General features: G+C 47.7%; 16 protein-coding genes. 11 read left to right on the plus strand and 5 right to left on the minus strand.

Annotated elements, in window-relative coordinates; all coding sequences use genetic code 11:
• Positions 1-37: 37 nt before the first annotated feature.
• Positions 38-499 (minus strand): MarR family winged helix-turn-helix transcriptional regulator, encoded by a 462-nt coding sequence (locus AC1S8V_RS03420; protein ID WP_482072436.1) that lies wholly within the window; start codon positions 497-499, stop codon positions 38-40.
• Between the two features lie 348 nt (positions 500-847).
• Here AC1S8V_RS03420 and AC1S8V_RS03425 point away from each other — a divergent pair, with 348 nt between their 5' ends.
• From AC1S8V_RS03425 to AC1S8V_RS03435, 3 genes are all read left to right on the plus strand, one after another.
• Positions 848-1189 (plus strand): hypothetical protein, encoded by a 342-nt coding sequence (locus AC1S8V_RS03425; protein ID WP_482072437.1) that lies wholly within the window; start codon positions 848-850, stop codon positions 1187-1189.
• Positions 1177-1317, plus strand: a complete 141-nt coding sequence (locus AC1S8V_RS03430; protein WP_482072438.1) for a hypothetical protein — start codon at positions 1177-1179, stop codon at positions 1315-1317. The genes AC1S8V_RS03425 and AC1S8V_RS03430 overlap by 13 nt, the downstream gene beginning before the upstream one ends.
• 388 nt (positions 1318-1705) lie before the next feature.
• Positions 1706-2071: a hypothetical protein gene (locus AC1S8V_RS03435; protein ID WP_482072439.1), complete on the plus strand. Its 366-nt coding sequence runs from the start codon at positions 1706-1708 to the stop codon at positions 2069-2071.
• 80 nt (positions 2072-2151) lie between these two features.
• Here the strand turns inward: AC1S8V_RS03435 and AC1S8V_RS03440 are convergent, their stop codons facing one another.
• Together AC1S8V_RS03440 and AC1S8V_RS03445 are read right to left on the minus strand one after the other, a co-directional pair.
• Positions 2152-2544, minus strand: a complete 393-nt coding sequence (locus tag AC1S8V_RS03440; protein WP_482072440.1) for a type II toxin-antitoxin system death-on-curing family toxin — start codon at positions 2542-2544, stop codon at positions 2152-2154.
• Position 2545: 1 nt separating this feature from the next.
• On the minus strand, positions 2546-2839 hold the full coding sequence (locus AC1S8V_RS03445; protein ID WP_105405851.1) for an AbrB/MazE/SpoVT family DNA-binding domain-containing protein: 294 nt from the start codon (positions 2837-2839) through the stop codon (positions 2546-2548).
• 193 nt (positions 2840-3032) lie between these two features.
• Here AC1S8V_RS03445 and AC1S8V_RS03450 point away from each other — a divergent pair, with 193 nt between their 5' ends.
• From AC1S8V_RS03450 to AC1S8V_RS03460, 3 genes are all read left to right on the plus strand, one after another.
• Positions 3033-3764 carry an ABC transporter ATP-binding protein gene (locus AC1S8V_RS03450; protein WP_482072441.1) on the plus strand — a complete coding sequence of 244 codons (732 nt, stop codon included), beginning with the start codon at positions 3033-3035 and terminating at the stop codon, positions 3762-3764.
• Between the two features lie 18 nt (positions 3765-3782).
• On the plus strand, positions 3783-5030 hold the full coding sequence (locus AC1S8V_RS03455; protein WP_482072442.1) for an ABC transporter permease: 1248 nt from the start codon (positions 3783-3785) through the stop codon (positions 5028-5030).
• 112 nt (positions 5031-5142) lie between these two features.
• Positions 5143-5526 carry a hypothetical protein gene (locus AC1S8V_RS03460; protein WP_482072443.1) on the plus strand — a complete coding sequence of 128 codons (384 nt, stop codon included), beginning with the start codon at positions 5143-5145 and terminating at the stop codon, positions 5524-5526.
• Between the two features lie 188 nt (positions 5527-5714).
• Here the strand turns inward: AC1S8V_RS03460 and AC1S8V_RS03465 are convergent, their stop codons facing one another.
• Positions 5715-6983 (minus strand): BaiN/RdsA family NAD(P)/FAD-dependent oxidoreductase, encoded by a 1269-nt coding sequence (locus tag AC1S8V_RS03465; RefSeq protein ID WP_482072444.1) that lies wholly within the window; start codon positions 6981-6983, stop codon positions 5715-5717.
• A 195-nt stretch (positions 6984-7178) separates the two neighbouring features.
• Between AC1S8V_RS03465 and AC1S8V_RS03470 the strand changes: the two genes are divergently transcribed.
• The 3 genes from AC1S8V_RS03470 (at position 7179) to nadE (ending at position 10465) form a co-directional block, all read left to right on the plus strand.
• Complete coding sequence (locus AC1S8V_RS03470; RefSeq protein WP_482072445.1) at positions 7179-8867, plus strand: two-component system sensor histidine kinase NtrB; 1689 nt, start codon at positions 7179-7181, stop codon at positions 8865-8867.
• A 220-nt stretch (positions 8868-9087) separates the two neighbouring features.
• Complete coding sequence (locus AC1S8V_RS03475; protein ID WP_145326477.1) at positions 9088-9522, plus strand: BrxA/BrxB family bacilliredoxin; 435 nt, start codon at positions 9088-9090, stop codon at positions 9520-9522.
• Between the two features lie 133 nt (positions 9523-9655).
• Positions 9656-10465: an NAD(+) synthase gene (gene nadE, locus AC1S8V_RS03480; RefSeq protein WP_482072446.1), complete on the plus strand. Its 810-nt coding sequence runs from the start codon at positions 9656-9658 to the stop codon at positions 10463-10465.
• 161 nt (positions 10466-10626) lie between these two features.
• On the opposite strand, the gene AC1S8V_RS03485 is transcribed toward nadE, so the two are convergent.
• The gene (locus AC1S8V_RS03485; protein WP_482072447.1) at positions 10627-11442 is read right to left on the minus strand and encodes an alpha/beta hydrolase family protein; all 816 of its coding nucleotides are present in this window, start codon (positions 11440-11442) and stop codon (positions 10627-10629) included.
• A 249-nt stretch (positions 11443-11691) separates the two neighbouring features.
• Here AC1S8V_RS03485 and acpS point away from each other — a divergent pair, with 249 nt between their 5' ends.
• Both acpS and mutY read left to right on the plus strand, forming a co-directional pair.
• Positions 11692-12090, plus strand: a complete 399-nt coding sequence (gene acpS, locus AC1S8V_RS03490) for a holo-ACP synthase (protein WP_482072448.1) — start codon at positions 11692-11694, stop codon at positions 12088-12090.
• 29 nt (positions 12091-12119) lie between these two features.
• A complete protein-coding gene (gene mutY, locus AC1S8V_RS03495) occupies positions 12120-13394 on the plus strand; it encodes an A/G-specific adenine glycosylase (protein ID WP_482072449.1) in 1275 nt (424 codons plus the stop codon).
• The last annotated feature ends 42 nt before the right edge of the window (positions 13395-13436 follow it).

Below are 13436 nucleotides of genomic sequence, written 5' to 3' on the forward strand. Positions count from 1 at the left end.
GCAAATCCGGTTTTTTGGGTGGCACATGTGCAGTGATTTAGCTGCCCGCGGATAAACGGTCTGCAGAATGTGCAAGCCTTCCCAAAAGTTCGGACAACAGCTCTTTGTCTTCCTCACTCAGTCCGCTGACCGCACGATCGATCTTCACCGCATAACCTGGATAGATGTCATCCATGGTGCGCTGACCTTCTTCGGTTAGTTCCACAAAAATGATACGTCTGTCTTGCGGACAATGCTTCCGGTGTAACAGTCCTTTTTGCTCCAGCTTATCAATTACATAGGTCACATTTCCGCTTTGCAGCAGAAGCTGTGCACCAACCTGTTGAATCGGCTGAGCTCCTTTCATATATAACACTTCGAGCACCCCGTATGCGGTGGGGTTGAAGCCATGCACTTTGCTTCCGGATACAGCGTGTTCATTCACGCTCTTGAATGTCTGGGCCAAGGTGCGGTACAGATGAAGTGAACGTTCGGTTCCGATTTCTTGTAATTCCAGCATGCTGATCCCGCCTTTTCAGATTAGTTTTATAAGTTGAAATGATGAAGGGTGGTCCTCTTCGTTATGCTGTTCATGTAAAGGCTTATTTCAACTTATATGAGTTGGTTAGTTATGTTGACGATTCAGATTGTCGCCATGGTTTAATTGTAAACTTCTATTTCTACGAAAAACATGCGATATGTCACAAGATCTGCATTTTTAGCATTTAAAATTTGATCATTAATCATCTCGTAAAATCATCCTTCAGATGTCGCTTCTTCTCCGCCTCTGGCAGGAGGTTGAGTCAAGCCCTGCCCTCTTATAATGAGTTCATATTATGAATTCGGAAGACAATGGAGGAGAAGCAGGATGATAAGTGAACTAACGTTTGAAGGACAACGACCGCTGAAAAATAACCGATCTTTTGTAACATTGATGGTGGCACAGGCTATCTCCAATCTGGGTGACTGGCTGCATTTGCTAGCGATTCTGACACTTGTAGGTATCCGCTGGAATGCCACGCCATGGGAGATCACATTTGTCATGTTGTCCGCAGCATTACCCATGCTGGCAACTCTCCCTCACGTGGGAACGTCTCTGATCTTGCTTGCTTCAGCCATACTTTATCTGCAATTTGCCGATTCACAGACTGTGGTCTTATTCAGGCAGCTTCCCGGAATTTCAAGTGATCTGTTGGGATGGTGCGTGTAGTACCGGCTTTTGTCTGTTCAGGCATTTTGCTGACCCTGCTTGGGTTGATTTATTTGATGAAACGCAATGGAAAAAAAGCCGATCTGTATGGCTCAATTGTTGCCAAAACAATGATTGCTGGCGACTGAAACATGCCGGACCGGGTCAGGTTAGAACAGTAAAATGTAGGTTTGAAAACACTTCAAATTTTAATGGTTTTCGATTAAAAAGCGTTTGAGTAAACGCCTTCACGTTTAATGAGGAACAGGCAGAAAATGCCTGTAATCTAATTATTCCTAGGGGAAGACTCATCGTCCGGTGTAACTGGAAGTGGAGCAAAACTACTCCAGCCGCTGCACATCCGGGAGCAACAACGGGTCTGGTTACGCCAGATTACGATGGTGCTTTCCGAATGGAACGGCTCGATGGTTTCAGTCAATGGTCACAGGCACCGCCGGGGCAACCGCCGCAATATACCTCTTTCTCTCACAACAATGGCGTTAATTCAACCCAAATTGAGAAGGAGTGTATATAATCATGAAAAAAGTGAATCGTTGGGTAAAGTTGTCGGTATTGTCGGGAGCTTCGCAGGCAACATATGCAGATAGCTATAGCAATAATACCAGTGGCAATCTGGATCTGAATGCAGGTTTGCGTTTGGAGTTAGGATCTCTACTGTCCGACCACACTGCTGAGCGTAGCAGTTCTGGCAAGCTGGGTCTTGGCCTTAATGCCAGTGTGTCAGGAGAAGGTATAACGATGAGCGACTATTCACGAGGCGGCAATCATCGGAACGACAGCGGCAGCTACGCGAGCGAAAGCCGCGGAGCACTGGATCTCAGTCTGAACGTGGATGCAGATGCAGAGAGTGATACTACATCTGTGGTGGAGACAAATCGGTAATATGAGATTTTCAATGTAATATGAAGAAGCAGGGGCTCCGGAACCTCTGCTTCTTTTTTTGCATTTATAAGACATATGAGCTAGCGTTCTTCTGAATGTTCTTCTAATAAGCGTACTATCTTTTCAAATGTATACTCGCCTTCGGCAATGTTGACCATAAATTCTACGGCATATTTACGTTCCATCTGCAAATGATAGCCATTCACTCGCAGAAAGGACTTGGTTACAAGATAAGCTGTACTTTTATTTCCGTTATAGAAACAGTGGTTTTTAACCAATGACTCTAATAAGGCAGTAGCTTTATCAAATATGGAAGGGTAGGCATCCTCTCCAAACAAACTTTGGAGAGGTCTATTTATCGCAGAATCCAACAAAGCAGAATCCTTAACCCCAGCTTGTGCTGTATCATTCATCTTCTTCATCATAAAATGGTGAGCGGCTACTACTTCTTCAATGGAAAGGAATATAGTCATCTTAACGATCCCTTAAATCATTTAGGATATCCTCATCTTCTTCGAAAACGTCGAAGAAAGCTTCCAGTACTTCGGGTCTTACATTTTCGGGTATTTTCATTTGTTTAACCTTTTTTAGTACAATTTCTCCCTGACTGTTTTCAATAAATTCAATCTCATCGCCCTGAGAAACATGGAGCTTATCAATCAAAACCTTAGGCAAGCTAATGCCCAAGCTGTTTCCCATTTTGCCTATTTTGCGAGAAAGAATTTTTCTTTTGGAATGCTCCTCTTTCATCTGAGCCCCACCATTCATGATATATTCCTCCTATAGTATGATCCAACTTATGAAATTAATACATTTGTATGTATTGATGTTAGTATGTAATAACATTATAACATGATTTGTACTTAAAAATGCTTAAAATGATCAAACACACAGCCCGCAACTCGATTACAATAATATATAAAGAATGAAAAAAGCCCGAATCAGAACAGGAGTGTTCGATATGAAGATAGAGCATGAAGGTACAGCCATACAGGAGTCTATATTAGACGTACATATTACAGAGGCAGGATACGAGCCAGGACAATCGACCATACGCAACATTCGAATGAGTGTGGCGCGAGGAGAGCTGGTAGGTATTATCGGACCAAATGGTGCGGGCAAAAGTACCACGATCAAAACGCTGCTGGGTCTGCTGGAACATGCGAACTATGAAGTGACGATTGGAGGAGATGGTCGTTATGCCTATATCCCGGAGCAACCTGTATTTTATGAATATATGACATTATGGGAACATCTTGATCTGGCCGCAGCGGCGTATGAAATGGAGGAAGAGGATTTTGTCTCCAGAGCGGAGGAACTGTTGGTTCGTTTCGGTATGGATCAGGTGAGGAACGATCTTCCAGCCAGTTTTTCGAAAGGCATGCGGCAGAAAATGATGCTGATGATCGGATTTCTGTCTTCGCCGGATATCTATATCGTGGACGAGCCGTTCATCGGACTTGATCCGCGTGCAACCAAGGATTTTCTGAAATTACTTGATGATGAACGTCGCCGCGGTGCGGGTGTGCTCATGTCTACGCATGTACTGGATACCGCTGAACGAATCTGCGACCGATTTATTCTGATTGCTTCGGGCAGATCTGCTGCCGAGGGGACATTGGATGAGATCCGTGAAGCGGCAGGATTGCCGGAAGCCTCTTTGTTTGACTGTTTCGATATACTGACGTCTTGATTGAGAGGGTGAGAGAGGATGGAAACTTCCCAGCGTTATACACCACTTCGTTTATACAGGCGAAGACGCAAAGAGCACTTCAGGGAACAGATGAAAAATCTCAGACTCGTAGTGGATTGGACGGTGTGGGTATATCTGCTTGTTCCGGGTCTGCTCTATCTGATTGGATGGTACACGAGTCTGTGGACCAAACCACTGCCTGCATGGGCGACAGGATTACCGCTCCCCGTACTGACTGGGCTGATTGACGTGGTTATGCTTACCGGTGGTGTGTTGATATTTGTGGAGGAAGCGGATGTATTGTTTCTGAAATCAAGACCGTTGTGGATGCGCACGTTAATGAGGCAAGGGGTCTACCGGTCCTGTCTGCAACATCTGGGCAAAATGATCGTGATTACAGCACTGACTGCCCCCCTGTGGTCCCGTGTCTATGAGATGTCGAATCTCCAGATTGCACTTATGGCTGTCTGGTTCGGTGCAGTAGCTTCATTCCAAGCCATAACACTACATATGACGAAGGTTCGATATACGGGATGGCGACGCTGGGTTCGGCTGATCCCCCTCGTCATTGCTATCGGCTACATGACCATTAATGCGACAGCGTGGATGCATGGACAGACATGGAGGATAGCAGGGAGTATTCTGGGTATCCTGCTACTACTGATTACCGTCGGACAGATGAGGCTGTTGATGAAGGGAACGTTTGAAGGGGATGTGCGAGAGGATCTGCGGAGCAGGCTTCAGCTTACAGCACTAATGTTAAGCCGGGCGGTGAGCAAGCCGAAAGCCCCACGGACACGGACTATCATCTTCCGCAAACCGCGTAAACTGTTACGCAATCGGTCCATTGCGAACCGGACAGCAGAGATCGGGTTCAAGGCCTTTTTCCGGAACTCGGACACGATGAAATTGTATCTTCAGCTTGGAGGACTGTCCATTGCAGCGGTTGCCTTACCGCCTTTTCCTGTTAACGTCATCGTGTGTGCGTTATTAATTATCATGCTGACGGTGATGTTTTATCGTTCATGGGATATATTTGCAACGTCGGACTATGTTCAGCTTATAACGTATGACTCGGAGGCGCTGCATCGTGCAGGTTCAATGATGGTTCGGATGTTGTTCATCCCGATGGGTATTCTTATGGGATTCACGCTGGGATTGGCCTGGCTTGGCTGGACTGTTGGTATACTGACAGCCACAGGTGCGGTGGTCTTCGGACTCTGTGTGTTATCTATTGCCGGATGGGTCCGGCTGACCCGAGCCTAAAAGAATTCCTTTGTAGTCCAGAGCATATGACGCGCTATAACTGACCATGCTATAGAAGAAGAATCTCATCTATGGATGATGAGAGATTAGCTGTAGCAAGGAGGAAGAGACGATGATGGATAATAGCGAACTACAGGTGCATTTCTCAGACGGTTCAGCGTTGAATGCCGCAAAGGAAACCTTGGAGGAATTGGGATATAAGCCATATCAGTCTGGCCCGCTGGAATTGTACATCCCTACAGATCGCCAAGATCCTCAGTCTGCCGTAGAGATTGTACAATCTCATGGAGGAAGTGCCGTATTTGCCTCGCAAACGGAAGAGCTGGATCAGTTTCAGAATATCTCAATTCCGGCTCATCTCGTGAATGAGGACTGGAATGAGGGTTATGCGAGCGGAAACCAGGGGATTCAGGCTGAGCAAGGTACACATAATCATAGCGAGGACCCGACATACGATGATTCGGCTGATGGATTCTCAGGCAGCGTCAAAGCATAGAAGCATCACAAGCCAAGAGCGGTTCGATCCGCCTTTTCTAAAATGGAACAATGCCCAAAAACCCCGATACTCCACAGAGAGTGGATATCGGGGTTTTTGACATCTTTTCGGCTGAATTTCAACTTCGATGCTGAGGATGCCATTAGGCATGATTCGTAATCAAAAGCGGACTTTTTGAACAACCTCTATTATGATGTAGCGTGTTTGTATTCTGCCGCATGCATGCCAGCCGTATATCCGGTGGAAAAAGCAGCGGTGATATTATACCCTCCGGTGTAGCCATGAATGTCCAGAACTTCACCGCAAAAGAATAGACCAGGCAGCAGCTTGGATTCCATTGTTTTTGGGTATATCTCCTTTAAGTGGATTCCTCCCCCAGTAACAAAGGCTTCTTTGAGCGATCTCGTTCCGTCTGCACGGAAGGTAAAAGCTTTCATTAGCCCACACAGGTTGCTTAACATGCCTTTGGGAAAATGGTGGAACGTGAGGTCATCGCTGATCTCCGCACGTTTCATCATTAATGGAATCATGCGCTCCGGAACCCATGTTTTCAGTATGTTTTTGACAGCCTTGCGGGATTCTTGTTCCAGCACCTGTTGAACCTGCGTTTCCAGTGCACCTGGGGACAGCTCCGGGAACAGATCAATGCTCATGATGACCTGTGGGTTTCCGGACTTCATCTGAACCTTGCGGATAAACTGACTACAACGCAGTGCGACGGGTCCGGACACCCCAAAATGTGTGAAGATCATATCTCCGCGATGGGAGATGACCGTTTTCCCTTTGGCGTCCAATACAGATAAACCGATATCCCTCAAAGACAAACCTTGCAGTTCTTTGGATTGAACCCAACTCTCCCCAGACACAATAGGCACTTCGGTTGGATATAACTCCGTAATCGTGTGACCCGCAGCCTCAGCCCAGGGGTAACCATCTCCGGTTGATCCGGTTTGGGGTACGGATTTGCCACCAGTAGCGATAATGACAGAGCGTCCAAGGATCGTTTTACCTGAGAGCAATTTAACACCCTGTACTTGCTGACCGTTCTGAATGAGTTCCTTAACCGGTTCTTTGGTGCGAATCTCGACGCCGAGGGAGACAATTTTGCCTACCAAAGCATCCACGACTGTTTTCGCTTTATCGGTTACTGGGAACATTCTGCCGTTGTCTTCTTCTTTCAGGGCAATTCCGAGATTCTCGAAGAAACGCATGATCCCCTGGTTGTCCAGATTCTGAAACGAACTATATAAAAAACGTCCATTGCCCGGAATATGACGGATGAGTTCGTCCGTTTCCTTGGCATTGGTTACATTGCATCGACCTCCGCCAGAGATGCCGAGTTTACGACCCAGTTGATCTCCTTTATCCAGCAGAAGCACGGAGGCTCCATGCTCGGCAGCAGCAACGCAAGCCATCAGGCCTGCTGATCCACCACCAATTACAATGACATCATACATACATTATTACCCTCTTTTTTCATTGATTTTGTCTGTTTTACGTAAACCGTGTCTACTCCTGGCCTTTTCTGAAATATAATGGAGTTATGAGCAGTTCTATTATGGAGTCTTAAGGGATATATTGTAATATACTGTCGCCTATGTTTTAATCAGAAATACATGAGGGAATGTGCAGGCAGAGGAGGAGATGGCATTGTGGTTGCGTTAAAGGACATTCTTTTACAAGTACTGCTTGCGGGGTCCGCGGTATTCCTGATCCCTTTATTCCATCTGGGGCTTTCCAAGCGGATGGTTGCCAGATTGGAACATGCCGGAATGATGCAGATCGTTTTTGCTGCGACGAGTGTGGTTAGCATGCTGTTGTGTTTGCTGTTTGCACATTATGCGAGTCCGGTAGCCATATCCCTAAGCATCGTTCCTGTAACGCTTGTTATTTTGTATTGTAAGTCCGTTCTCGGCTTAACACTGTCCATTCTACATATTCTCTTCTATTTTCTCTTAGCCCATCCCTATGATCTGTACGGATTTCTCCTTCATACGGGCATTCTTCTCTATCCTATTGTATGGTTGTCTGCCAAACGATTCAAGCATAATACACGTTCTCGCAAAATGGTGATACTGATCACCCTGGTTGCAACGGAACTCATTGTAGCGAGTCTGTTGTGGGTCGCATCCCTCCATAATGTCTCTACATACTCTGCGGGCTATATGATACTTATAACACTCGGGTGCACTGCTGGTGCCATTGTTGCGGGCAGTCTAAGTCTGTTATCCTTGGAACGGATGAAGCACTATCATGGGCTGGAGCAGCATCTCTCTGAAGTTCACCACCAATACATATCCGAAACGGAGAAACTTCATCAGATCCTGAACGCTGTTCCACTTTCCATAGCCACCGTTAATAAGGAAGGCACAGTCATGTTTGTCAATGAGACGATGGAGCAAACAGCAAGAGAGCAGTTACCCTGTAACACCACACTTGATCTGATTGGCCGGCCAGCGAGCCAATTTGTTGAACAAGGTCAGGCGGACAAGATGGATAATAGCATTCGCAGAGCCGTCGTTCATGGGGAGATTAATGGATTGACCGTTCGTTACGGTGCTCACGTATTTCAGTCCCGAACTGTACCGATCTATGCCTTTTCAACAGAGCCTGCAAGAGAGGTCACAGGAGCCATGCTGATTATTCAGGATGTCACGGAGCTTGAGATGTTGCGAAGTGAACTGGATAATGTGGATCGTCTCAGTCTGGTGGGGCAGATGGCTGCAAGCATTACGCATGAGGTGCGTAATCCTATGGCGGTTGTACGTGGTTTTCTTCAACTCATGCAGGAGAAGAGTCCAGATTCCCTTGATCATTATTACCGGATCGTCCTGGAAGAATTGGATCGGGCGAATAGTATCATTAATGATTTTCTATCGCTGGCCCAGGATCGGATTGCGGAAAAAGAGGAATCCCAGCTGCATGATATCATTCATGAACTCAGTCCATTGTTATGGGCTGATGCGAACCTGCGTGGTCAGAGCATTGAACTCATGCTGGCCCATAATGTTCCGAAGCTGCACCTCAATCCAAAAGAAATCAAACAGGTGGTGCTCAATCTGGCCCGTAACGGGATGGAAGCCATGAATGAGAAAGGCGTGCTTACGCTGGAGACGCGCATAGTTGATGACAAGGTGGAACTGTGTGTACGTGACACAGGGCCTGGTATACCCAGGGGGAAGAAGGAAAAGCTGTTCGAACCCTTTTTCACGACAAAAGCCAAGGGGACCGGACTTGGATTATCCATGTGTTTAAGTATTGTGGAACGACATAATGGAACCATTACCGTGGAATCAGAGGAAGGTCGGGGGACTACCTTCAAAGTGGCATTTGAACGTTAGGTAATCAGCATATTTTCCCAGACAATGAGACATAATATTATAGAAAAAGCCTTTCCGCAGGCGGTGTCTGAATCTTGCTTTCATTGCTTATGGATGTATAATAGGAATAGCACATCATTACATCCATAATATTCGATATGAATGTAACGTTGTTTGGATAGCTAATCGCCTTTAATTCTATCGAGATCATAGAACAACCATTTATAAGGAGTGAAACCGAATGTCGATGTCATTTGATCAATACATGAAAGATATGGTTCAACCCATGCGGGATGAGCTAACTCGTCTGGGCATTCAGGAGTTGCGTACTCCTGAAGAAGTGGAAGCAAGTCTGCCGGATGCAAAAGGAACAGCGCTGGTCGTCATTAACTCTGTCTGCGGATGTGCCGCAGGTCAATGTCGCCCAGGTGTGTCTCAAGCACTCCAGAACGATATTACACCGGATCACCTGTACACTGTATTTGCTGGTCAGGACAAAGAAGCAACTGCAAAAGCACGTGAATTCTTTGCACCGTATCCGCCATCTTCACCGTCCATCGCCCTGATGAAAGACGGAGAACTCGTTCACTTTATCGAGCGTCATCAAGTGGAAGACCGTTCTGCAGAGGAAATTGCGGCTGATCTCAAAAGTGCATTTGAACGTTATTGCCGTTAATTCGCTCCATAGAACGCCCCGCTCTTCGGATAACCGATGCCGGGGCGTTTCATTTTGGATAGATAAGGTTATTGAACCATTTGGACCTTTCAAGCATCAAATTTCATTCATTTAGAAACGGGGTGTATTAACGATGAGTTTGCAACAACAGATCATCGCTGAATTGAAGGTTAAACCAAGCATTAATGAAGCAGAGGAAGTACGCAAGCGTGTTGATTTTTTGAAGACATATGTGAAAAATGCGGGTGCCAAAGGCCTGCTGATCGCGATCAGTGGCGGTATTGACAGTGCTGTGGCTACGGCGCTTTGCAAAAAAGCGACGGACGAGCTTACGGAAGAGAACAATCAAGAGTACAAAACACTGGGTGTGTTCCAACCTTATGGTGAGCAATCCGATATTGACCACAGCTATGCTGTAGCGAAAGCATACGACCTGAAGTATGTCGTGGAAACGAATATCGAAGATGCGGTTAACGAGATTGCACTGGAAGTCGAGCAAGGCTTCAAGTCACTGGGCAGCCCACGTCATATGACTCACCAAGGTAAAGGTAACGTTAAAGCGAGAACCCGTATGGTGATGCAATATGCACTTTCGTTTGAAGAAAACCTGCTCGTAGTTGGTACGGATCACGCATCCGAAGCCATCACGGGTTTCTATACCAAATGGGGTGATGGCGCTGTAGATATCACGCCACTGAGCACCCTGAACAAACGTCAGGTACGCCAGCTGGCAGCTTATCTGAATGTGCCACAGGCCATTTTGGACAAAGCACCATCGGCAGGATTGTGGGAAGGTCAGACGGATGAGGATGAGCTGGGGATTTCGTATGAAGCCAACAGCGACTACCTTGAAGGCAAACAGATCGATCCAGCCGCACAAGAGCGCCTCGAAGCATTCTATACGCGTACCCATCACAAACGTAATGCCATTCCAGGTATCTAATACGAATGGATGAGCATGATCGTTATAAGCTGTTAACACCAACATTGAAATACCGTCCCTCTTAGGGAATGCAAAAAGAGTCACTGCTCACGCAGTGACTCTTTTTGCTATGTGGAACGAGAAACCGCAAAAATCCAGGTGACTACTATATTAAAGATGAGTTAGCTACTCCAGTCTTTGATCTGTTGCAGGGTTTGGGTGACGGCTTGCTCCAGTTGCGGAGTGGTTTCTTTAAATGGATGTACCGTATTAAAGGTGTGGTTCCCTTCAGGAATCTGGTGCCATGGGATATCAGGACGTGCTTGCACAAGTGTGGCAGAACCGTCACGCAGACGTTGACCATCCGCTGTTCCCTGAATGAGTGCGACTCGCAAAGTTGAAGAAGCCAAGCGATCAATGATAGCGTAACGTTCGCTATGCTTGTCCAGGTCTTCCAGAATAGACACGTCCAGTGGCATCTGCTGGCCTGTACGTCCGTTAACGACATGGCTGCGGCCATATGTGCGCATTTCTTCTTTTTGCTCCGCTGTAAAGAGATCCAGGTTGGTTATACCATTCCAGGAGATTACCCCTTGCACCTGCTCGGGATGATCCAGTGCATAGACGAGACTTACACCTGCACCTCTGCTATGTCCAACCAAGTATACAGGAAGTCCAGCGAGTTCAGGTTGTGTAGCCACATAATCAAGCACCAGGGCGAGATCAGCAAGCTCCCGGCTGTAGGTATTCACTGCGAACTTTTCAAGTTCAGAGAATTGCTCCAGATATTCGCCGATACCGTTGTGAGAGAAATTGAAGGTTAGCACATGATGCGTGTTGCTTAGCTGTGAAGCTGCGTAGGGGAACATGCCCCAGTCTTTGAAGCCTTTGTATCCGTGAGCCAGAATGATGACCCCTTGAGCGGGTTGTTGTGCAGGGAAAAAGTCCCCGCGAATGATCGCATCTACGTCAGTGGGCAATTCAAAAGTTATGGGCATATCCAGACCTCCTAAGAGTTTTAGACGATTCCTGATTCATATTTTAGCATATATGGTAATGCGGATAGGTACTCGCTTCTGAGCGCCCCTCCTGCTACAATAGAATACGTGTTCGGAGAGTTACGGATCATATGATCGAATGGAGATCTTTTACAATGCATGTTCAAAAAGAGCGGTTTTCAGTACCAAGAAGATGAAACTTTTTGAACAACCTCTTACAGTATAAAAGATTAAGCGGGTGAAGCGTTGATGATATATGGCATTGGCAATGATGTGCTGGAAATTGGACGTATGCGCAAGCTGCTGTCCGGTCGCCATGCGGAAGCTTTTATGAAACGAATTTTAACGCCAGCAGAGCGGGAGATTGCGGTTCATCGGGGGAAGCGGATGACGGAGTTTGTATCTGGTCGATTTGCAGCGAAAGAAGCGGTGTCTAAGGCGTTTGGCTGCGGTATTGGTGGCATTATGGGCTTCACTGACATTGAAGTGCTGCCCGATGATACAGGACGTCCAGTGGCCTCGCTGTCCAGTCAAGCCTGGGAACGTCTGCAGCTGCCATACGATAAGCAATATGACATTCATTTGAGTATTACGCATCAGACGGAATTGGCAGCGGCCTTCGCGATCGTGGAACAGATGGAGAAGTAGTTAGCTTGGCAATAGGAGAGGACGGAAAAATGGGTTTAATGGAACAGAAACGACATTTCAGCGTGAATTTGCTGGACTGGTATATGGTCAACCGACGGGATTTGCCGTGGCGTCGCCACAACAATCCGTATTTTACATGGGTATCGGAGATTATGCTTCAGCAGACGCGGGTCGATACGGTGATTCCGTATTTCAATCGTTTTATCGGGAACTTCCCGACGGTGCAGGCGTTGGCGGAGGCACCCGAAGAGGATGTGTTGAAAAATTGGGAGGGACTCGGTTATTACTCCCGTGCACGTAATCTTCAGGCAGCTGCGAGACAAGTCATGGAGCTGCACGGAGGAGAGATGCCGCAGGACAAGCAAGCCGTCTTCGCATTAAAAGGGGTTGGCCCATACACTGCCGGGGCCATTCTCAGCATTGCCTTCAACCAGCCGCAGCCTGCGGTAGATGGCAATGTCATGCGGGTACTGTCCCGATACTTCCTCATCGATGAGGACATTATGAAGGGCAGCACCCGGGTGTTGATGGAAGAGCTCGCAGGAGAGCTCATTCCGGAAGGGCGGGCGCGTGATTTCAATCAGGCGCTGATGGAGCTTGGCGCGCTGGTGTGTACACCCAAAGCGCCGCACTGCCTGACTTGCCCGGTCATGGAGCAATGTTCCGGACGTATAGCCGGAAGAGAGCTTACACTGCCGGTCAAGACCAAGGCGAAGCCGCCACGCCCTGAGCAGCGGCTGGTCGCGATTGTGGAGGGCCGCGGTGATCATCGCGGCCAAGTGCTTGTGCGCCAGCGCCCAGAGACGGGCCTATTGGCCCGCATGTGGGAGCTGCCGCATGTGCTCGCGGCGCCCGCTGCAGCCGGCAAGAAGGCGGCGCCGCTGGCGGATGAGCCGGCCATGGCTTTGCTGGCCGGCAGTCTGTGGGCGGAAGGCTTCGCTGCCCGCCCGGAAGGGCTGGCTACCCATGCGGAGCATGTGTTCAGCCACATTGTCTGGAGCCTGCAGGTGTACAAGTGTACCGAGCAGGACCAGAGCAGTGAGCTTCCGCTGATCGCAGCGGAAGCGAGAGCCGCCTACGATGCACAGGCGGCCGCAGGAGAGAGCACAGCCTTATCGTCAGCTGCAACGCATTCATCGGAGCCGAGCGCTCCTGAAGGACAAAATGTACTGACAGGTAAAGGCGATGGCATGACCTACCGCTGGATCGGTCCAGAAGATATGGAGAAGATGGCATTCCCTAACATATTCTTGAAGCTAATCAGCAGTTATTTTGCTGGAGCTTATGAAGATGTTACTGAATAATTGAAGATATGAAAGCAAAAGAGCCTGGATCGGTCATGATGA

It is taken from the genome of Paenibacillus sp. B46(2026), assembly GCF_056786355.1.